General features: G+C 72.9%; 17 protein-coding genes and 2 pseudogenes. 10 read left to right on the top strand and 9 right to left on the bottom strand.

Annotated features, from left to right (window positions below; translation table 11 throughout):
- Positions 1-310: 310 nt before the first annotated feature.
- The 4 genes from ACE4Q9_RS03865 (at position 311) to ACE4Q9_RS03850 (ending at position 6,293) form a co-directional block, all read left to right on the top strand.
- Positions 311-1,462, top strand: a complete 1,152-nt coding sequence (locus ACE4Q9_RS03865) for a glutamate--cysteine ligase (protein WP_397982803.1) — start codon at positions 311-313, stop codon at positions 1,460-1,462.
- A 252-nt stretch (positions 1,463-1,714) separates the two neighbouring features.
- Positions 1,715-3,496 (top strand): N-acetylglutaminylglutamine amidotransferase, encoded by a 1,782-nt coding sequence (locus ACE4Q9_RS03860; RefSeq protein WP_397982802.1) that lies wholly within the window; start codon positions 1,715-1,717, stop codon positions 3,494-3,496.
- Positions 3,472-5,859, top strand: coding sequence for a prolyl oligopeptidase family serine peptidase (locus ACE4Q9_RS03855; RefSeq protein ID WP_397982801.1), 2,388 nt, complete (start codon positions 3,472-3,474; stop codon positions 5,857-5,859). Before ACE4Q9_RS03860 ends, ACE4Q9_RS03855 begins: the two co-directional genes overlap by 25 nt.
- Positions 5,860-5,915: 56 nt before the next feature.
- Positions 5,916-6,293 carry a nuclear transport factor 2 family protein gene (locus ACE4Q9_RS03850; RefSeq protein WP_397982800.1) on the top strand — a complete coding sequence of 126 codons (378 nt, stop codon included), beginning with the start codon at positions 5,916-5,918 and terminating at the stop codon, positions 6,291-6,293.
- Positions 6,294-6,447: 154 nt separating this feature from the next.
- On the opposite strand, the gene ACE4Q9_RS03845 is transcribed toward ACE4Q9_RS03850, so the two are convergent.
- The 7 genes and pseudogenes from ACE4Q9_RS03845 to ACE4Q9_RS03815 all read right to left on the bottom strand — a co-directional run bounded on the left by ACE4Q9_RS03845 (position 6,448) and on the right by ACE4Q9_RS03815 (position 11,440).
- Positions 6,448-7,269, bottom strand: coding sequence for a restriction endonuclease (locus tag ACE4Q9_RS03845; protein ID WP_397982799.1), 822 nt, complete (start codon positions 7,267-7,269; stop codon positions 6,448-6,450).
- A 76-nt stretch (positions 7,270-7,345) separates the two neighbouring features.
- Positions 7,346-7,591, bottom strand: a complete 246-nt coding sequence (locus ACE4Q9_RS03840; RefSeq protein WP_397982798.1) for a DUF5133 domain-containing protein — start codon at positions 7,589-7,591, stop codon at positions 7,346-7,348.
- 125 nt (positions 7,592-7,716) lie between these two features.
- Positions 7,717-7,929: a helix-turn-helix domain-containing protein gene (locus ACE4Q9_RS03835; RefSeq protein ID WP_397982797.1), complete on the bottom strand. Its 213-nt coding sequence runs from the start codon at positions 7,927-7,929 to the stop codon at positions 7,717-7,719.
- A 135-nt stretch (positions 7,930-8,064) separates the two neighbouring features.
- Complete coding sequence (locus ACE4Q9_RS03830) at positions 8,065-8,355, bottom strand: hypothetical protein (RefSeq protein ID WP_397982796.1); 291 nt, start codon at positions 8,353-8,355, stop codon at positions 8,065-8,067.
- Positions 8,356-8,534: 179 nt separating this feature from the next.
- Positions 8,535-8,826 (bottom strand): annotated as a pseudogene (locus ACE4Q9_RS03825) (LLM class flavin-dependent oxidoreductase); the annotation flags it as partial.
- Between the two features lie 168 nt (positions 8,827-8,994).
- Positions 8,995-9,780, bottom strand: coding sequence for a hypothetical protein (locus ACE4Q9_RS03820; protein ID WP_397982795.1), 786 nt, complete (start codon positions 9,778-9,780; stop codon positions 8,995-8,997).
- A 223-nt stretch (positions 9,781-10,003) separates the two neighbouring features.
- Positions 10,004-11,440 (bottom strand): MFS transporter, encoded by a 1,437-nt coding sequence (locus ACE4Q9_RS03815; RefSeq protein ID WP_397982794.1) that lies wholly within the window; start codon positions 11,438-11,440, stop codon positions 10,004-10,006.
- Between the two features lie 73 nt (positions 11,441-11,513).
- Between ACE4Q9_RS03815 and ACE4Q9_RS03810 the strand changes: the two genes are divergently transcribed.
- Positions 11,514-12,404, top strand: a complete 891-nt coding sequence (locus ACE4Q9_RS03810; RefSeq protein WP_397982793.1) for a LysR family transcriptional regulator — start codon at positions 11,514-11,516, stop codon at positions 12,402-12,404.
- Positions 12,405-12,633: 229 nt separating this feature from the next.
- On the opposite strand, the pseudogene ACE4Q9_RS03805 reads toward ACE4Q9_RS03810, so the two are convergent.
- Positions 12,634-13,077, bottom strand: a pseudogene (locus ACE4Q9_RS03805) (transcriptional regulator); the annotation flags it as partial.
- On the bottom strand, positions 13,078-13,668 hold the full coding sequence (locus ACE4Q9_RS03800; protein WP_397982792.1) for a TetR/AcrR family transcriptional regulator: 591 nt from the start codon (positions 13,666-13,668) through the stop codon (positions 13,078-13,080).
- Positions 13,669-13,753: 85 nt separating this feature from the next.
- Here ACE4Q9_RS03800 and ACE4Q9_RS03795 point away from each other — a divergent pair, with 85 nt between their 5' ends.
- The 5 genes from ACE4Q9_RS03795 (at position 13,754) to panD (ending at position 19,679) form a co-directional block, all read left to right on the top strand.
- Positions 13,754-14,653: an alpha/beta fold hydrolase gene (locus ACE4Q9_RS03795; RefSeq protein WP_397982791.1), complete on the top strand. Its 900-nt coding sequence runs from the start codon at positions 13,754-13,756 to the stop codon at positions 14,651-14,653.
- Between the two features lie 317 nt (positions 14,654-14,970).
- Positions 14,971-15,732 carry a DeoR/GlpR family DNA-binding transcription regulator gene (locus ACE4Q9_RS03790; RefSeq protein WP_397982790.1) on the top strand — a complete coding sequence of 254 codons (762 nt, stop codon included), beginning with the start codon at positions 14,971-14,973 and terminating at the stop codon, positions 15,730-15,732.
- Positions 15,729-16,676 (top strand): 1-phosphofructokinase, encoded by a 948-nt coding sequence (gene pfkB / locus ACE4Q9_RS03785; RefSeq protein ID WP_397982789.1) that lies wholly within the window; start codon positions 15,729-15,731, stop codon positions 16,674-16,676. The genes ACE4Q9_RS03790 and pfkB overlap by 4 nt, the downstream gene beginning before the upstream one ends.
- Before the next feature lie 247 nt (positions 16,677-16,923).
- The gene (locus ACE4Q9_RS03780; RefSeq protein ID WP_397982788.1) at positions 16,924-19,080 is read left to right on the top strand and encodes a fructose-specific PTS transporter subunit EIIC; all 2,157 of its coding nucleotides are present in this window, start codon (positions 16,924-16,926) and stop codon (positions 19,078-19,080) included.
- A 179-nt stretch (positions 19,081-19,259) separates the two neighbouring features.
- Positions 19,260-19,679 carry an aspartate 1-decarboxylase gene (gene panD, locus ACE4Q9_RS03775; protein WP_397982787.1) on the top strand — a complete coding sequence of 140 codons (420 nt, stop codon included), beginning with the start codon at positions 19,260-19,262 and terminating at the stop codon, positions 19,677-19,679.
- The last annotated feature ends 133 nt before the right edge of the window (positions 19,680-19,812 follow it).

The raw sequence follows: 19,812 nt of genomic DNA, 5'->3' as shown, positions 1-19,812 counted from the left end.
GAAATGATCAACTTCTTCTGGATACGCGGCGGCGCGGCGTCGGCGCCAGGTACGCAGGGGCAGTGTCGGCGGCCCGGACGGGCAACGCGGCGGTACCGCGGCGGCACATTCGCCGAGCGGCGGTGGCACACGCGCCGAGCGGTGGGGGGACGCCCGGCGGGCGGTGGCCGGACGCCGGGCGAGGCGTGGCGGACGCTTAGCACTGGGCCTGGTGGGAAGTCGGGGAGCACAGCTCGCCTCCAGGGGCCGGACGGGGCGGGACGGTTTCCGGGCGCGGCAGCCGGCGTTCGCCCGTCACCAAGGAGTGCGTGTGACCGTTCGTATCGGAGTGGAAGAAGAGTTCCACATCGTCGAAGTGGAGACGGGTCGGCTCGCGCCCCGAGCCGCCGCCGTGCTGGAGGGCCTCCCGGAGTACACCTTCACGACCGAGTTGCAGCAGGCGGCCGTCGAGACGAACAGTGGTGTGCATGAGTCCCTTGCCGACCTGTACGACGATGTGACCAGCGCCAGACGCCGACTCGATGCCGCGGCGAGCACACACGGGCTGGCCGTCGTGGCCGCCGGTACGGTGCCGCTGGCCCGCGCCGCGGACACCCGCCCCACCGCCGGGCGCCGCTACCGCCACATGGTCGACGAGTACCGCCTGGTCGCCGACGAGCAGCTGATCTGCGGGACCCATGTCCACGTCGACATCCCCGACCGGGACCTGGCCGTCCGCGTCATGTGCGAGGTGTCGCCCTGGCTGCACACGCTGCTGGCCCTGTCCGCCAGTTCCCCCTTCTGGGCGGGCACCGACACCGGATACGCCAGCTGGCGGACCATGGTGTGGCAGCGCTGGCCCACCGCCGGCCCGCCGGGCTGCTTCGCCGACGCCGCCGAGTACGACGCGGTCGTGCGCGCCCTGGTCGGCTCCGGCGTCATCAGCGACGCCGGAATGATCTACTACGACATCCGGCCCTCAGCCCACCAGCAGACCCTCGAACTGCGCATCTGCGACGCCTGTCCCCGCGCGGAGACGGTCGTGCTGATCGCCGGCCTCTTCCGTGCCCTGGTGACCGACGCCCGCGCGCGGCTGGCGGCGACCGGCACTCCGAGCTGCCAGGGCCGGCACGAGTGGCTGCGCGCCGCCTCCTGGCGGGCCGCGCGCTCGGGACTGGAAGGCGCCCTGATCGACCCCGCCACACGCCGCGAGGCGCCCGCGGACCAGGTCGTCCGGGCCCTGCTGGGCCGGGTGCGCCCGGCACTGGAGGCCGCCGGCGACTGGGCCACGGTCCGGGGCCTCGCCGAACGGGCGCTCGCGAACGGCAGCGCCGCCCGCCGCCTGCGCCGTACCGCACACCAGGACGACCTGCTGGCCTGCACGGATCTGGCGATCGCGGAGACCCGCGGCGAGGAGCGCCCGCGCCCACGGCGCGCCGCCCCCGACCCCCGCGTCGCCTCCCCGCCGCAGGCCGCCGCGTAACGAAGAGGTGCGCGGGCGCAGCGAAGAGGTGCACAGCAGGAGAAACAGGACAGCAGGAGGACACAGGAACGGCAGACGCAGGACCCCGAGACACCCGGACACCTTTTTGTCGCGAAGGAGAAACATTCCCGTGTCGACCAGTCCCGGCCCCATGCCGGTGGGCGGCCTCCCGCACACCTCGCCGTACTCGCACTCGCCATGCTCGCCGCGCTGCCCGCGCGACCCGCACGCGCAGTGGGGAGGTGGTTCCCGATGTGCGGCCTGAGCGGGGAGATGCGGTTCGACGGCACGCGGCCCGATCTCGCGGCCGTCGAGCGGATGGGTGACCGGCTCGCCCCCCGCGGCCCCGACGGGCGGGGGATCTGGACACGGGACGCCGTGGCCCTCGGGCACCGCCGGCTGAAGATCATCGACCTCTCGGAGCGCGGGGCCCAGCCCCTGACCGACACCGAGGACGAGTTGACCGGCGTCTTCAACGGCTGCATCTACAACTACCGGGAGCTGCGGGCGGAACTGGTCGCCCTCGGCCACCGGTTCCGGTCCACCTCCGACACCGAGGTCGTGCTCGCCGCCTACCGGCAGTGGGGCACCGCCTGCGTCGACCGCTTCCACGGCATGTTCGCGATCGCCCTCGTCGAACACCGGACCGGCCGGCTGATCCTGATCCGCGACCGGCTCGGCATCAAACCCCTGTACCTGGCGCGGACCCCCGGCCGGCTGCGCTTCGCCTCCTCGCTGCCCGCCCTGCTGGCGGCCGGCGACGTCGACACCTCGCTGGACCCGGCCGCCCTGCACCAGTACCTCAGCTGGCACGCCACCGTCGCCGCGCCCCGCACCGTGCTGAACGGGGTGCGCAAGCTCCCCCCGGCGACCGTGCGGGTCGTCGAGCCGGACGGCACCCACCGGGACCACCGCTACTGGCAGCCGTCGTACACGCGCCGCCCCGAGCACACCGGCATGGGCGCCGCCGAGTGGCGGGACGCGGTGCTGGACGCGCTGCGCACCGCCGTACAGCGGCGCATGGTCGCCGATGTGCCGGTCGGGGTCCTGCTGTCCGGGGGACTGGACTCCAGCCTGATCGTGGCCCTGCTGGCCGACGAGGGGCAGCGGGACCTGGCGACGTTCAGCGTGGGGTTCGAGGCGGAGGCCGGCGACGAGGGGGACGAGTTCCGTTACTCCGACCTGGTCGCGCGGGAGTTCGCCACCGACCACCACCAGCTGGTGGTGCCCACCCGGGACGTCCCGTCCGCCCTGGACGCGGCGGTCGCGGCGATGAGCGAGCCCATGATGAGCCATGACGTGGTCGCCTTCCACCTGCTGTCCGAGCAGGTCTCCCGGCACGTCAAGGTCGTCCAGAGCGGGCAGGGCGCCGACGAGGTCTTCGCCGGCTATCACTGGTACCCGCGCCTGGCCTCCGCGCCCCGCGAGCAGGAGCCGCAGCGCTACGCCGAGACCTACTTCGACCGCCCGCACCAGGACCTCGCCGCGATACTGCGCCCGGACCTGCTGCCGGAGGACGACGTCTCCGGCCGGTTCGTCCGGGAGCACATGGCGGCGCCGGGGGCCGAGACGGCGCTCGACGCCGCCCTGCGCCTCGACACACATGTCATGCTGCCGGACGACCCGGTCAAACGGGTCGACAACATGACCATGGACTGGGGCCTGGAGGCCCGCGTGCCGTTCCTCGACCACGAACTGGTGGAACTGGCAGCCGCGTGCCCGCCGGAGCTGAAGCTGGCCGACGGCGGCAAGGGCGTCCTGAAGGAGGCCGGCCGCAAACTCCTGCCGCCCGAGGTGGTGGACCGTCCCAAGGGCTACTTCCCCGTCCCGGCGATCACCCACATGGCCGGACCCGTGCTGGAAAAGGTGCGCGACGCGCTGAACGCCCCCGAGGCGAAACGGCGCGGCGTCTTCCAGGACTCGTACATCGCCGCGCTCCTGGCGGCCCCCGACCGACACCGCACCAAGCGCGGGGCGAACGCGCTGTGGCAAGTGGCTTTGCTGGAGATATGGCTTCAGACGCACGGAATCTGACCGCAGGACACCGGACCGCACGGAACCCGGCCGCGGAGAGCGCGGCTGCGGGGAATCCGGCCGCCGAGCGCGTCGCGGAAGACCCGTCCGGCGCCGGACGGCTCACCGCGACGCGTCCGACTGCGCGCCCGGACGGGCACGCGCGCCCGGACGGGAACGCGCCCCCGGCCCCGCCGGAGTCCGACGGCCGGACCGACACCTTCGCCGCGCCCGCCCGCATCGCGCTGCCGGACGCCTCCGGGCCCCGCGACGCGACGACCCGGCTCATCGCGCACGGCTGCTGGTACCCCTCGGCCGACCCGGCCGGCACTCGGCTCGCCTTCATCTGCGACCGGGGCGGCGTACCGCAGCTGTGGACGGGTCCCGTCGACGGCGAGCCCGTACGACTGCTCGACGACGGCCCCGACCCCGTGCGGGAGGTGTCCTGGTCGCCCGACGGCCGCTGGATCGCCTACACCACCGCGCCCGGCGGCGGCGAGCACACCCGCGTGCTGTGCGTCCGCCCCGACGGCAGCGACCGGCAGATCCTGGCCGGCGCCGAGCCCGGCAGCTCCGCCCACCTGGGCTGCTGGGCCCACGACGGCTCGGCGGTCACGGTCACCGTCGCGGTCCCCACCGCCGCCCCGCCTTTCCCGGCCGCCCAGGACACCGCGGGCGGCGCCGATCCGTCCGGCTCCGTCCTCGGCCTTGCCGACGGGCGGCTGCCGGACCACTGGCAGGGCCGGGCGGGGGAGACGGAACTGCTCGGACCGGCCCCCCACACCGACCATGGCCCGGCACTGCCCTCACCCGCGGTCACGGTGGAGACGACGCTGATCGGCGCTCCGGGCGGCAGGGGCGGCCACCCCGCCACCGGCTTCGGCGACGGCCTCTCGGCCTACCTCGTGGACCCCGACGCGGTCACCGCCCCCGTGCTGATCGCCGCCGTGAAGGACGCGGCGACGCTGCGTGTGTGCGACCTCAGCCGGGACGGCAGGCTCGCGCTGCTGCGCCGGGGACCCCGCGGCCGGCGCGAGGCGGTCGTGCTGCGCACCGCCGACCATGTGACGACCTGCGTGACGCCGGTGGCCGACGGGGACCCGTGGATCGGCAGCTTCTCCCCCCGGGCGGACGTGCTGCGGCTGCGCAGCAACGCCCACCGGGAGTTCGCGGTCCTGCTGGTGGCCGACCTCGACCCGGACGGGCGGCCGCTGCGCTGGTCGACCGTCGCCTCGCGCGCGGGCAGCGACCTGGAACTGCTGCGCCACACCCGCGACGGCGCCGCCGCCGTGCTCGCCTGGAACGTCCGGGGCATGAGCGACGTCGAGGTCCTGGACACGGAGACGGAGTCGGAGACAGCCGCAGGGACAGAGGGGGGCACGGGCGCGTCCACCCGGCCGGCCACGAGGAGCGGCCCGCCGTCCCGGCACGTCCCGCTGCCCCACGAGGTGGTCACCCGCATCGCGGACGCGGGCCCCCGCCTCGCGCTGGCGTTGTCGGGGTCCCGCCGCCGCCCCGGCATCTGGTGGCTGCCCGACGGCGCGACACCGGTCCGCACCCCGTGGTCCTCCCGTGACGAGGACGCCGTACCACCGGGCCGCCCGCCCGTACGGCCCGTACCGCTGCGTCCCACCGCTCGCGACGGGCTGCCGCTGAACGGCTGGTACTACAGGGCGCCGGGGCGTGCGCCCGGCGAACCCGCGCCCTGCGTCATCTACCTGCACGGTGGTCCCGAGGACCAGGAACGCCCCGTCCTCGACCCGCTCTACCACGAGATTCTCGGGCGAGGGCTGGACATCTTCGCCCCCGATGTGCGCGGCTCCTCCGGATACGGCAGGTCGTTCGTCGACGCGGACCTGGGCAGGGGCCGGTTCGCCGCCTTCGACGACGTGGCGGACTGCACCGCCCACGCGGTGCTGGCCGGCCCGGCCGATCCGGCCCGGCTGGCGGTGATGGGCCGCTCGTACGGCGGCTACCTCACGTTCGCCTCGCTGGTCTGGCATCCGGACCTCTTCCGCACCGGCGTGGCGGTGTGCGGCATGTCGGACCTCGGGACGTTCTTCGAGGGCACCGAACCCTGGCTCGCCCAGTCCGCGGCCCACAAGTACGGCCACCCCGAACGCGACCGTGAACTGCTGCGGGAACTGTCCCCGATGACCCGTGTCGACGCGCTGCGGGCACCGGTGTTCGCGGTGCACGGGGAGCACGACACCAATGTGCCGCCCGCGGAGTCGGAGCAGTTCGTACGGGCGGCCCGCGAGCGGGGTGTGGCAGCCGAACTCCTCATGCTGCGCGAGGAAGGACACGAGTTCCTGCGCGCCGACAACCGCCGGCTCTTCCGCCGCGCCGCCGCGGACTGGCTGCAACGGCACCTGTGCGGCTGACCGTTGGCCCCGACCGCGTCCGCCACCGCGCGCGGAACGGCTGGTATTACTGGGGCATGCAGGAAGAGATTGCACGCTCCGCGATCGACACGTTCATCTCCGCGTTCAACGCCTCGGAGGACAGCTATGTGACGGCCTTGCTGTCCCAGGCCCTGACCTCGGACGTGGTCTTCTGGGGGCCGTTGGGCCGCAGCGAAGGAATCGCGGCGGTCGAGCGGTTCGTGCTCGACATCCGGCGCCACCCGGCGGGGGCCGGCACGATGGTGCGCTGCTCGGCGGTGGACATGCCTGACGAGTGGGCCCGGTACCAGTGGGTCTTCACCACGCCGGACGGAGGCCCCCACCTGGCGGGAACGGACGTCGTCCACCTGCGGCGGAGCCTCATCGACCAGATCATCGTCTTCGCGGGGGAGATCGAACCGTCCGCCTCCTGAGTCATCCTTCGGAGTCGTCCTCCAGGCGCTGTCCTTCGCCTGTCCGCCGCGAGTGCGGTGGCAGATCGCCGGCCCCCGGTCCCCGCCCACCGAGGCGAGCAGCATCAGCGCGCACCGGACTCGTACTGCCCGGTGGGCCTACGCGGTCGCAGCACTAGCACAGATCCCAGGGGCTCGGGCCGGTACCCGCGCGCCATGCGTCGAGGTCGTGACCGTCCACGCACACGATCCCGCACTGCGCCGCGTATTCGAGGGCGGGTGTGGTGAACTCGCTGGTGGTGACGAGCACCGCGATGTCGGCCTCGTGGATGGTGAAGCAGGTGCCGCCGAAGCGCTGCATGTCCTGCGAGCCCACCTTGTGCGTGTCGCCGTACTGCTTGCACTGGATGACCACGCGCCGCCCCTCCGGCGTGACCGCGAGCACGTCCGCCCCCAGATCGCCGGCGCCGCCCACCACCTCCACCTCGCGGCAGCCCTCCCGGACGCACAGCTCGGCGATGGCCTGCTCGAAACCGTCCGGGTCCAACTCCGCGTAGATGTCGGGCAGGTCGAGGACGACCGTGGGTTCCTCGCCGACCCCGCCCGGCACGGCGATCGTGGTCGCCGGCACCTCCGGGCGGAGGAATTCCGCGTCGCCCCCGGCCTCCGGTACGACGGTCCCGCCCGCCGCCGTGGAGTCGAGGCTGTCGGACGCCGCCTCGGCTCCCACCTCCAGGGCGCGGGCGGCCCGCCGGGCACACCGCCTGGCGGACAGCCTCCCGCGTCCCGGCCGGTACAGCAGGACCCCGGCGATGCCGAGCACGGCTAGGGCGGCGGCCCACAGCGGGCGGCGCTCCACGACATGGGCCAGGAGGCGCACCACGAGCGCCAGGAGGCAGAGGACGACCGCGAGCAGGACGAAGAACCATGTGGTCGTCCGCAGATCGAACCGCCGCTCTCCGCGTATTCGCCCTCCAGGGCGCACCGGAATGGTCATCTGGCCTCTTTCGGGCAGGGAACGAAGATCGGAAACGTACGTGTGCCCGAGATCGCCGGTGGTTCTCCGCGGTAGGTCAGGCGGCCAGGGCCCGGGACACCTCGGCGCCCGCGCCGCGGTTCGCCCGGAACTGCTCCAGGAGCGCGTCGGCCGCCGCGAGTGCCTCCTCCACCGTCCGGGTGCCGGTCATCACACACAGCGTGTAGGAGGTGTCCTCCAGCTCCCGGCTCGAATGTCCGTTGGGCTGGAGGTCATGGCGGAAGCGGGCCTCGGCGTACCGGGCCAGCAGCGCACGCACTTCCTTCTCCGCGGGCAGCAACACAGCGACGTCCTCCCTGACATGACGATCGGAAGGGGGCTCGACTCCCCCCCGGCATCCCGTCTGCCCCCGCCGCGCCACCGCATGCCTCACGCCCCGCGGTTGTCCGTACGCAACCGGCCCGCACGTCACCGCGCCGACCGGCCGGCGGCGGTGCGCACGTCGCCGCCACGGGTCCGCAGCGGCACGCCCGCCTCGCCGAGCAGGCGGTGCACGAAGCCGTACGACCGGCCGTGCTCCTCGGCTATGGCACGGATCGACCGCCCCTGCCGGTACTCCCCGGCGAAGGCCTCGGCCAGCTTCTCGCGCGCGCCGCCTGTGATCCACTGTCCCTTGCGCACGGTGATCTCCTTCTCGCTCCGTCGAGACGTGATCACCGGTTGCCCGCGCCGCCGCGGCCCATGCATCCGGGGCCGTACGGCGGCGCGGGGCAGATACGACGGTCCGGTGCAGCGGGGCAGGTGCAACAGGGCAGGTCAGTCGGCCGGGTTGAGCTCCGCGTACACCAACTCCAGCAGCTCCTGGGCTTCTTGCCGGTGGGGATCGCCGGGGACCCGGTAGTACCCGCCCAGCGTGGCGATCACGTCCCGCTGGGAATCGTCGTACTCGTGACCGCGGTCCCCCCGCGCCCCGGCGCTCTCGGACCCGGACGTCCGCCACCACCACAGCCGGCCGCGGATCTCCTCCTTCGACAGCCCTCCCTCCAGGGTGATGTCCCGGCCCTGGACCTTCCCCGTGATCCTCACGGAGTTCGCATCGGTGGCCATGCGCCATGTCTCCTCTCGCCACCGGGGGACGCCGACGGCGCCTTGTTCCGGTCGCGGCTGCGGATACCCGCCGAAGCGCGTTTCGCACGGTCCGCGCCGGTGATGTGCACGAACCGAGGAGGATTGGTCGAGAGGACCGGCTCAGCCGGCCAGTTCGCCGAGGAGCGCCCAGGTGCGGCGGCGGCCCGTCGGCCGCCGGAGAGTTCGATGTTCCGCGCGTAGGACGGGACCTGCTCGTAGAAGGCGAGGCTGTCGGTCAGCTTCGCCCGCGCCGAGGCCACGTCGTCGGTGACCACGCCGGGCACCAGGGCCACGATCCTGGGCGCCGGCCGGCCGGCGGCCTCGGCCGCGGCGATCACGGCGGGGACGATGTGCTCCGCCAGGGCGCGCGGCCCCCGCCAGATACGGCAGGATCCCGTCCGCCAGCTCACCGCTGACCCGCAGCGCCTGCGGCCCCATCGCGGCGACCAGCGGCCCTCATACATGTGGAGGTCCGAACCGCAGCTTCGGTGCTCCGGCGGCGCTGCGTCCGGGTCCTCGTCAGCCTCCGAGGCGAAACAACCACGCACCGACCGATCAGCGGGATCTCCGAACCCGTACGACCACCGACCGACGGCACATCTCCGACCGAGACACCCGCTAGTCGCCGTGGTCGTCCTGTAGCGCGCTGCGACGCTCCTGTGCGCGCTTGGAGTAGGCGGCTGCCCGGATTGCCTCGTCGCTCTCCAGGCCCGACCCCAGCGCGCCGCCCACCGTGGCGACCGAAGCGACGAACCAGGACGAGGTCCAGTACTCCGTGGCGTGCAGCGGGGTTCGTGTCGTGGAAGCGAACACCCGGTCGTTGAGGATGAAGAGCGCCCACACCAGGTTGATGACCATCAAACCCACGTAGCAGAGGATCACACCGAGACCCACGGTCACGATCGTCGAGGCGTTGTAGAGAGCGGCCCTCTTCCTCGCCTCCGGCGAAACCTCATCCGTCGTTTGCCAGAGGCTCGCGTCCACGATCAGCCAGCCGATCATGAGCGCGACAGACCCGACCATGGCGATCACCAGGCGCGGAGTGCTCAGGTAGGTGGCCAGGGTCCAGATGGTGGAGTTCACGGTGGCGACCGCTCCCGTGGCGAGGGCGGCGGCCAGGGCTTTCGACAAGCCCGGCACCAAGCGCCACGGCCGGTTGGCGCGGACCATACCGAGGAGCACCCTCAGGTAACGACGGTTCGACGTCGAGGTGGTCAGTGAGCCCTTCACCGCAGGGACCGAGGACCTGTCCACGTTGACGCGTCGGGTCGTGGAGCGTCCCTGGCCTGCCCTGTCGGCGAGCCGATCAGGCAGCATCCCTGCCATGCGCTGCGCGATCTCCGTCGGCGCAGCCGGATCCGCCAGAAGAGCCACGACCGTAACCTTCTGTGACGACACCCGCATGACTCCATCTCGTCGGCTGCCCCCGCGCTCGCATGGGAGCACAGGATGCCCACGAGGCGACGCCGACGCGGCGTGACACGCTGGCCCCTGCCGGCAGGCGCAGGCGGTACGGTCAGACCTCCTCATGCTTCCCCGTGCAGGACTCGCCCACCACCGGGCCATACGGTTGCGTGCGCCACCACGTACACCAGCTCCGCGCCCCCGGTCGGCACCGCAGGCCGCGCTACCGCGGTGAAGCACTCCTGGAGGTGCCCTGGGAGCTGGGCCCGGTGACGGCGCCTGTCGCGCGGTTCCCGGAGTGCGCCGAGAGCTCGCCGGGACCGGGTGCGCGACCCCGCAACGCGACGACCACCGACGCAACGGCGCCGCAGGAGAGGACCGTGGCGAAGCCGATCACGGCGGTCTGCACGGCAAAGTGCCGCAGGGCGATGCTGAACAGGACGGAGGGCAGGCCCATTCCCAGGTACGCGACGACGAAGAACACGGCGAGGACCCCCGCGCGTGAGGTGGGCTCGGCGACCGAGACGGCACGTTCGACGCCTCCCTTGAACAGCAGCCCGGAGCCGGCTCCCGACAGGGACACGGCGACCAGGTAGAGCCAGAGCGCCGGGTGGTAGAGGGCGACGGCGCACAGGACCAGCCCGACCGGAAAGACCACTGCCCCCACGGTGAGGAGCCGGGGCAGCGGGAGACGGCCCAGCACCAGCTGGGCGCCCGCTGCGGAACCGAACATGAGGAAGGCCGCCAGGCCGACCACGAGGTGCGAGTCGGTGTGCAGGGTGCCGTGGAGCACGCTCGCCCCGAGGGAGGAGATCAGGCCGAGGATCGCGAAGGCGAAGGCGCCCAGCGCGCCGGCCGCGCCGAACGTCCGCCCGCCGCCGGGCCGCAGGACGAACCTGCTCGGCGGTTCGGCCGCGGGCAGCTCCCGGTCCACGGTCTCCGGGGTGGACAGCACCAGCGCCAGGCACACCGCCATGGCGAGAGTGAAGATCGCCTGGGCGGTGATCAGGGGCGAGGGAAGCCACTCCGCGACGGCTCCGGCGACCAGGGGCCCGGAGGCCAGGCCGCCGAGGTTGGCGGCGGTCGCCACGATGCCGGGCAGCACCGACCCCTCCCGGTCCGGACGCGCCTCGTGGTGGAGGTCGTGCAGATACGTCGTCGCGGTCGAGGCCATCAGGCCCAGTGCGGCACCGTTCAGTATCCTGCCCGCTATCAGCCCCGGAAGGTCCCGCCACACCATCAGGACGACCGCCGCGAGGATACCGACGAGCAGCGCCGGGACGATGATGCGCCGCCGGCCGAGCCGGTCCGACAGGTGTCCCAGTCCTAGGAAGGCGGCCGCTGCGCCCACGACCATCGACGCGTACGCCACCGTGACCGTGGTCGCGCCGAAGTGGTCCCGGGCCTCGTACAGCGGCCACAGCGGGGTCGGCGCGGTGCCGAAGGCCATCAGCACGGTGAAGGCCACCGCCACGAACCAGAAGCCGGTCGTGTGTGAGGCGTGGCGCCGCCCGGAGGCGCGGGGCGGCAGGTCGGCGGGAGCGGGTGCGGGGATCCGGTGAGCCGGGTCGTCGGAAGTGTCGGCGACGGCACGGCTCAGCGGCGTTGGAACGGAAGGCAGGGGGACCCCTCCTCGGGCGAAGCGGATGGCGCTTTCCATCCTCCTCACCAGCCACGATCAATGCCAACGAATGTTTTTGCTGGGTTCCAGCACTGCGAGTGATACTTCTCGGGTGGAACTACGTCAGCTGGAGCACTTCCTCGCGGTCGCCGAGGAGCTGAGTTTCACGCGTGCCGCCCGTCGGCTGCACGTGGTGCAGTCAGGGGTGTCCGCCGCGATCCGCTCACTGGAGCGGGAACTCGGCTGCGCGCTGTTCGAGCGCACGTCGCAGCAGGTCCGGCTCACCGGGGCGGGCGCCGCGCTGCTGCCGGAGGCTCGGGCCACCCTGAACGCCGCCCAAATCGCCAAGGACGCCGTGCGTGCCGCACAGGACACGCTGCGCGGCACGGTGAACGTGGGAGCCATGGCCTCGGTCGAGGTGGTGGACCTGCCCGCGCTCCTCGGGCAGCTGCACGCGCGGCATCCGGCGATCGACGTCCGGCTGCGGCTGGCGACAGCCGGCTCGGCGGGACTGGCGCACGCGCTGCTCAGGGGGGACCTTGACGTGGCCTTCCTGTCGCTGCCGGAACGCAAACCCGCCGAAATCGACGCACGGGAGCTGGCCACCGTGCCGCTCGTCCTGGTGGTGAGCGCCGCCCATCCGCTCGCGCGGCGGGAGACGGTGGCACTCGCCGACCTCGCGGGGGAGCCCTTCGTGGACTTCCCGCCGGGCTACGGCAACCGAGAGGTGGTCGACCGGGCGTTCGCGGCGGCGGGCGTCGTACGCCGGGTGGCACTGGAAGTGCCCGACATCGACATGGGGGCGGCACTGGTCCGGCACGGTCTGGGCATCGCCTTCCTGCCCCCGTTCGCCGTCGCCCGCACCCCCGGCCTGCACGTCCTGGACGTCCACGACACCACGCTCCGCTGGAGCATGCATCTCGGCACGTCGTCGACCCGGCGGCCCAGCTCGGCTCTGCGGGCGCTGCTCGAACTGGTCGACCTCCACGTCATCGCCCTGTGACGCCCGGGCCGCGGCCCCGACATCACCCGTCGGTGGTGTGCGGCTGCTACGCCCGCCTCGCTCCGGCCGCGACATCTGCCGCGGCATCCGCTGACGCACCCGCTACCGTGGTCCACAGGCGGCGTCGGACACCCTCTCGGCCCCTGCGAGGCTGGTGCCGAAGGTCCGCCGATCATGACGATGGCGGTGCCGAACCGAGGCCCCCCTCTGGCGCGAAGCGACCTCGCTAGTTGCCGCCGCAGTCGCAGTACCGGGACAGGGCCTCCACCAAGGCCGCGTGGTGCCGGGAGTCGTAGTCGACGAGCTGCCCGAGCCACTCGCGGACGAAGGTCTCCAGTTCCCGGTGGTGGGGGATGTCGTCCACGGAGTCGCCAGGGGCGCTCACCCCGGTCGTCCCGGACCGTGTTCCGGTTTCCCGGGCGAGCGCCTCGTACAACGAGCGGGCGTGCAGCCTGTCGCCGGTGATGAGGACGACCTGTTCGGAGCGTCGGGTCAGCGGCGAGCGCATGCCCACTCCAGCGGCCGCCCGACTCACGGTCTGCGCGAAGGAATCGTCGGCGGTCCGGTTCGACCACCGCACCACGACGATGTAGTGGCTGCCACGCAGGTCGTGTCCGACTGCCTCGGACCGGGCGTAGGCGCTCGGCTCGTCCGTCCCCGCCAGGAGGTCGTCCTATCCGGCCGGTCTCAGCGCCCGCGCGAGCGCGTCGACGGTCACCCCGACGATCGCCCGCAGTTGCTCCGGGCTCGACCCGGCCCTCCCCATCACCGCGAGGGACTGGTTCACGGCCGCTACGTGTACGGCGAAGTCCTCGGCGTCCTCGTCGGACATTCCGCCGGCCTTCAGGGCGGCGCGCAGACGCGGGCGCTGGAGGCCGAACAACTCTTTGACCTGCCCTGCGACGCTCGGGCTCAGCGCCGGACTCGCCATGACCGACTGGGCCATCAGGCATCCGTCGGGCACGGCAGGGTCGGCGATGCGCCCCAGGGTGACGTCGAAGAACGCGCGGACGGCGGCGACGGGGTCCTCGGCCGCGCACGAGAGGGCGGCGTCGAACTTGTCGCCGTAGCGCGTGGCGTAGCGATTCAGGCAGCGAAGAAAGAGCGCGTCCTTGTCGCCGAGCGAGGAGTAGATCGAGCTGCGGTTCAGGCCGGTAGCCCGAGACAGGTCGTCGAGCGAGGTGTCGGCGTAGCCGGAGCGCCAGAACTGGATCATCGCGGCGTCGAGCACCGTGTCCATGTCGAACTGCTTCTTGCCTGCCATGCGCCCCATCCTCTCATCTTGAACTGATCAGTTCAAGATGTGCTAGCGTCGAATCACGGTCCACCCGCCTCGATGGAGGATTCCCATGACCAACCCCGTCCCCGCCCTGCCCCTGCAAGACCTGGCCGGATTCAGGCACCGCTGGGTCGACGCCGACGGCGTCCGCCTGCACGCCGTCGAAGGCGGTCGGCCGGACGGACCGGCCGTCGTCCTGCTCACCGGCTTCCCGCAGACGTGGTGGTCCTGGCGAAAGGTCATGCCCGCTCTCGCCGAGCGGTTCCGGGTCATAGCGTTCGACCGGCCGGGCCAGGGCAATTCCGAGCATCCGGAGCTCGGCTACGACACGCACACGGTCGCCGCGCACATCCAAGCCGCCGTGGACGCTCTCGGCGTGCGGGACTACTGGCTCGCCGGGCACGACATCGGCGCCTGGGTCGCCTTCTCCCTCGCCCTGCACCACGAGAGCCGACTGCACGGGGTCGCGCTGCTCGACGCCGGAATTCCCGGTATCACCATGCCGGAGGCGATCCCCCTCGACCCGACTCTGGCGTTCAAGACCTGGCACTTCGCGTTCCACGTGGTGCCCGATCTTCCCGAGACGCTGATAGCCGGCCGAGAGCGGGAGTACGTCAGCTGGTTCCTGAGGACCAAGTCCCTCGCGCCCGACGCGTTCGGGGAAGCGGAGTTCGACCACTACGGCGCGGCCCTCGCCGTCGATGGCGGCCTGCGCGCCGGCCTCGCCTGCTACCGCGACGCCGCCGAGTCCGCGCGCAAGAACCGCGCGGCACTCGAGCAACGGCGACTGACCGTGCCCGTCCTCGGAATCTCCAGCAGCCATGGCTCGATCCCGGACATGGCGGCCTCCATCGGCCCGTGGGCCGAGAACGTGACCGGCGTCGTCGTGCCGGACGCCGGTCACTACATCCCCGAGGAACAGCCCGAGGCCGTCGCCGCCGCCCTCACCGACTTCTTCGGCGGCCGTTAGTGCTCTGGCGGGAGGGTGTCGCCGACCGCCCTGATTTGCACCGGGTCGTCCGCCTCCCACCCGATCGCCAGGAGCTTGCGGTCGTCGCCGGGGAGCCTGCCCGTGTCGGCCGCGATCGCCGGTCCGTGCCGCTCGGCATGCCTCCCGGAGTTGCTTGCCCGTAGGCGGGGGCCGGTCGTGGGCCCGAGCGTGTCCGGTTGTCCCCGCCGATGTCCGTTCATGCCCGAACGGCACCCGAATCTGTTTACATTCCTGCAATCCAGGGCTAGCCTCCCCGGTAAGCCACAGGTTCGGGCATCAGTCGGAGGCGGACGGACATGTACGCAGCGGAGCGGCAGCAGGAGATCCTCCGGCTCGCCCGTGACGGCGGCCGGGTGGACGTCGTGTCGCTCGCCGAGGAGTTCCAGGTGACGGCGGAGACGATCCGCCGCGATCTCAAGGCCCTCGACCGGGCCGGGATGCTGCGCCGGGTGCACGGCGGTGCCATCCCGGCCGGTCGCCTCGACTTCGAACCGGACCTCACCGAACGCGAGTCCACGGCGGCCGACGAGAAGGACCGCATCGCCAAGGCGGCCCTGGCCGAACTGCCCGTCGACGGCACCGTGATCCTCGACGCCGGCACCACCGTGGCCCGCCTGGCGGCCGCGCTCCCGCTGGAGAGCGAGCTGACCGTCGTCACCCACTCCCTGCCCATCGCCGCCCGCCTCGCCGACCACCCCGGCCTCCAGCTCCACCTGGTCGGCGGCCGCGTGCGGCACCGTACTCGGGCCGCCGTGGACGCCTGGGCGCTGCGCGCGTACGGCGAGATCCGCGCCGACGTGCTGTTCGTCGCCGCCAACGGCTTCTCCCTCGCGCACGGACTGACCACCCCCGACCTCGCCGAGGCCGCCGTGAAGCGGGCCGCCGTCGCCGCCGCCCGCCGGGTGGTGCTGCTCGCCGACTCCGCAAAGCACGGCCAGGAGCACTTCGCCCGCTTCGGGGCCCTGGACGACGTGGACCTGCTGATCACCGACAGCGCCCTGAGCCCCGAGGACGCCGCCGCCATCGAGCGCGCCGGCACGGAGGTGGTCCGCGCATGATCGTCACCGTCACCCCCAACCCGTCCCTGGACCGCACCTACGAAGTCCCCTCCCTCGACCGAGGCGAGGTCGTACGCGCCACCGGCGAACGCATGGACCCCGGCGGCAAGGGCGTCAACGTCTCGCGCGCCGTGGCCGCCGCCGGCCGCCGCACCGTCGCCGTCCTGCCCCTGGGCGGCGCGCCGGGCGCCCTCGTCGCCGAACTCCTCGCCGCGCAGGGCATCGAGGTCGCACCGGTCCCGGTCGCCGGGACCACCCGTTCCAACATCGCCCTTGCCGAAGCGGACGGCGTCCTGACGAAGATCAACGCGCCCGGCCCGGAACTCGGCCCCGAGGAGAGGGAACTGCTCCTGCGGACCGTACGGCGAAAGGCGCACGGCGCCGAGTGGATCGCCTGCTGCGGCAGCCTCCCGCGCGGCCTCGCCCCCTCCTGGTACGCCGACCTCGTCGGCCGGGCGCACGCCGCCGGGGTGCGCATCGCGCTGGACACCTCCGGGCCCGCCCTCTTGACGGCGCTGCGTGAGGGCCCGGACGTGGTCAAGCCCAACGCCGGGGAACTCGCCGAGGCCGTCGGGCGCCCCCTGGCGACGGTGGGCGACGCGCTGAAGGCGGCCGAGGACCTGCGCTCGCTCGGTGCGGGCGCGGTGCTGGCGAGCCTCGGCGCCGACGGGCAACTCCTCGTGACCGGCGCGGGCGCCTGGTACGGCGGCGCGCCGGTGGCCGCCGTCCGCAGCAACGTCGGCGCGGGCGACGCCTCACTGGCCGGTTTCCTCATCGCGGGTGGCGCGGGCCCCGAGGCCCTGGCCTCGGCCGTCGCACACGGCGCGGCCGCCGTCCAACTGCCCGGCAGTGTGATGCCCACCCCGGCCGACCTCTCCCCGGCGGCGGTCACGGTGACGGCCGACGTCCCCCTCGACCGCCCCCTGACGGACCCCGCGCCATGACCCGCCCCACGGCCCCCACCGCTCTCCGGGGAACCCGGACCCGGACTCGGACCCGGAGCCCGACCGTGGGCTCTCCGCCCGCGGCCCACACGGACCCCACGCCCCACGCGGCCCGTACGGCCCCCGCCGCACCCCACGGCTCCAACGCCGGGCCCCCGCCCCCAGCCCCCGCCGCCCCCCACGGCACCCCCGTCCCCGCCCCGGCTTCCCCCACCGTCCGGGCGACACGCGTGCGAAGGAGCCCGCGATGAGCGAGATGATCACCGCGGACCTGGTCGACCTCGACCTGTCCGCCGACACCAAGGAAGCGGCGGCGCGCGCCCTCGCCGAGCGGATGGCGGCCCTGGGCCGGGTGACCGACCTGGCGGGCTTCCTCGCCGACGTGGCCACCCGCGAGGCGCAGCTGCCGACCGGCCTGGAGGGTGGCATCGGCATCCCGCACTGCCGCAGCGCGCACGTCACCGAGCCGACGCTCGCCTTCGGGCGCAGCGCCGCCGGGATCGACTTCGGCGCCGCGGACGGCCCCGCCGACCTGGTCTTCCTGATCGCCGCACCGGCGGGCGCGGACGACGCCCACCTGACGATCCTGTCCGCCCTGGCCCGCCAGCTGATGAACGCCGAGTTCACGGCCGCGCTGCGGTCGGCCGGCGACACGGCGACGGCCGCGGCGCTGATCCGGGGGGACGCGACTCCGCGGGAGGCCGCCGCGGTGGGGACGGAGGCGGCCCCGCCCTCGGGTGAGGCGGCCTCGGGCTCCCCGCAGACCGCCCCGGCCGGCGACGCGGCCCCGGCGGGGGCGGGCACGCCGGACGCGGCCCCCGCCCCCTCGGAGGCACCCGCCCCGAAGGACACCGTGGATCCCGCCACCGCCGATCCCACTCCCGAGCACTCCTTCAGGATCGTCGCCGTCACCTCCTGTCCCACCGGCATCGCGCACACCTACATGGCCGCCGAGTCGCTGGAGAACGCCGGCCGGGAGGCGGGCGTCGAACTCGTCGTCGAGACCCAGGGCTCGGCCGGCTTCACTCGCCTCGACCCGGCGCTGATCGCCGCGGCGGACGGCGTGATCCTCGCCCACGACGTCCCCGTTCGGGGCAAGGACCGCTTCGCCGGGAAACCGACCGTGGACGTCGGCGTGAAGGCCGGCATCAACCGCCCCGGCGAACTGATCACCGAGGTCCGGCAGAAGGCCGTCCGGGGTGAGACGACCGCCCCGGCCGCCGCCGGCACCCCGGTCGAACGCACCGGCGAACCCGGCGAGGGCTACGGCGCCAAGCTGCGCAAGTGGCTCATGTCGGGCGTCAGTTACATGGTCCCGTTCGTCGCGGCCGGCGGTCTGCTGATCGCGATCGGCTTCGCGCTCGGCGGCTACAAGGTCAACAAGGCCCCCTCGGTCATGGACCACTTCGTCTGGACCCAGACCGACAGCTGGGCCGCGCTGATGTTCCAGATCGGCGGGGTGGCCTTCGCCTTCCTCGTCCCGGTCCTGGCCGGCTACATCGCCTACGGCATCGCCGACCGCCCCGGCCTGGTCCCCGGCTTCGTCGGCGGTTCGATCGCGCTGACCATCAACGCCGGCTTCCTCGGCGGCCTGGCGGCCGGACTGATCTCCGGCGCGGTGGTGACGGCGATCCAGCGAGTGCGGATACCGCAGGCGCTGCGCGGCATCATGCCGGTGGTGGTGATCCCGCTGATCTCCTCGGCCGTCGTCGGGTTCCTGATGTTCGTCGTCATCGGCAAGCCCATCGCCACCGCGCAGAAGGGCATGACGGACTGGCTGTCCGGGCTCAGCGGCGCCAACGCCGTGCTGCTCGGCGCGCTGCTCGGCCTGATGATGTGCTTCGACCTCGGCGGCCCGGTCAACAAGGTCGCCTACACCTTCGCCACCGCCGGGATCGCGGTCTCCGACCCGAGCGACTCGGCGATGAAGATCATGGCCGCGGTCATGGCGGCGGGCATGGTGCCGCCGCTGGCGATGGCCCTGGCCACCACCGTGCGCGGCCGGCTGTTCACCGAGACCGAGCGGGAGAACGGCAAGGCCGCCTGGGTCCTGGGCGCTTCCTTCATCTCCGAGGGCGCGATCCCGTTCGCCGCGGCCGACCCGCTGCGGGTCATCCCCTCGGCGATGGTGGGCGGCGCGCTCACCGGAGCCCTGTCGATGGCCTTCGGCGCCACCCTGCGCGCCCCGCACGGCGGCATCTTCGTGGTCCCGCTGATCGGCAACCCGTTCCTCTACCTGATCGCCGTCGCGGCCGGCGTGTGCGCCTCGACGGCCCTGGTGGTCGCCCTCAAGACCCTGCGCGGCTCCGCGCCGGGCACTCCGGGCGGCGAGCGGGAGAAGGGCGAGCACGAGCAGGCGGCGCGGGCTGGGTCCGCCGACCGGGAGCAGCCGGTGACCGCCTGACGGCCCCGACGCCGCCTTGCCCCTCCGGGGTGCTACGTCATGGTCCGGGCCGCTGCCCCGGACCCTGGTGTCCTGAAAAACCTGGGGGAAGCTCCCCGGCGGTGCGTCTCGTTGTAGGGTATCGAAACAGCCCTTGACCTGCACAAAGCAGGCAGGGAGCCGTCTCACGGGAGTCCGACATGCTGCGCACCATGTTCAAGTCCAAGATCCACCGTGCCACCGTCACCCAGGCCGACCTGCACTACGTGGGATCGGTGACGATCGATGCCGAGTTGCTCGAGGCGGCGGATCTGCTGCCCGGCGAGCTGGTGCACATCGTGGACATCACGAATGGTGCCCGGCTGGAGACGTACGTCATCGAGGGGGAGCGGGGATCGGGCGTCGTCGGGATCAACGGAGCGGCCGCTCATCTCGTGCACCCCGGTGACCTGGTGATCATCATCAGCTATGCGCAGGTCAGCGATGCCGAGGCGCGGGAGATGGCGCCGCGGGTGGTGCATGTCGACGCGGACAACCGGATCGTGGCCCTCGGTGCCGATCCGGCCGAGCCGGTCCCCGGTACCGAGCAGCGGCGCAGCCCGCGGTCCGTGCCGGCCTGAACCCGCTGCACCTGGTCGGCCCACCCGGCCGCCGTCCTCGGGTGAGTGGCCTCGCGGTGGTCGGGTAGGCGGGGGAGTAGTCCAGAGGCGACGTCCAGTGACACCGACGACCGCGCGGAGTACGCGATGACCA

The organism is Streptomyces sp. AM6-12, from assembly GCF_044327085.1.
Taxonomy (GTDB): Bacteria; Actinomycetota; Actinomycetes; order Streptomycetales; family Streptomycetaceae; genus Streptomyces.
The sequence above is the reverse complement of the archived record's forward strand: the minus strand, read 5'-3'. Positions and strand labels throughout refer to the sequence as shown.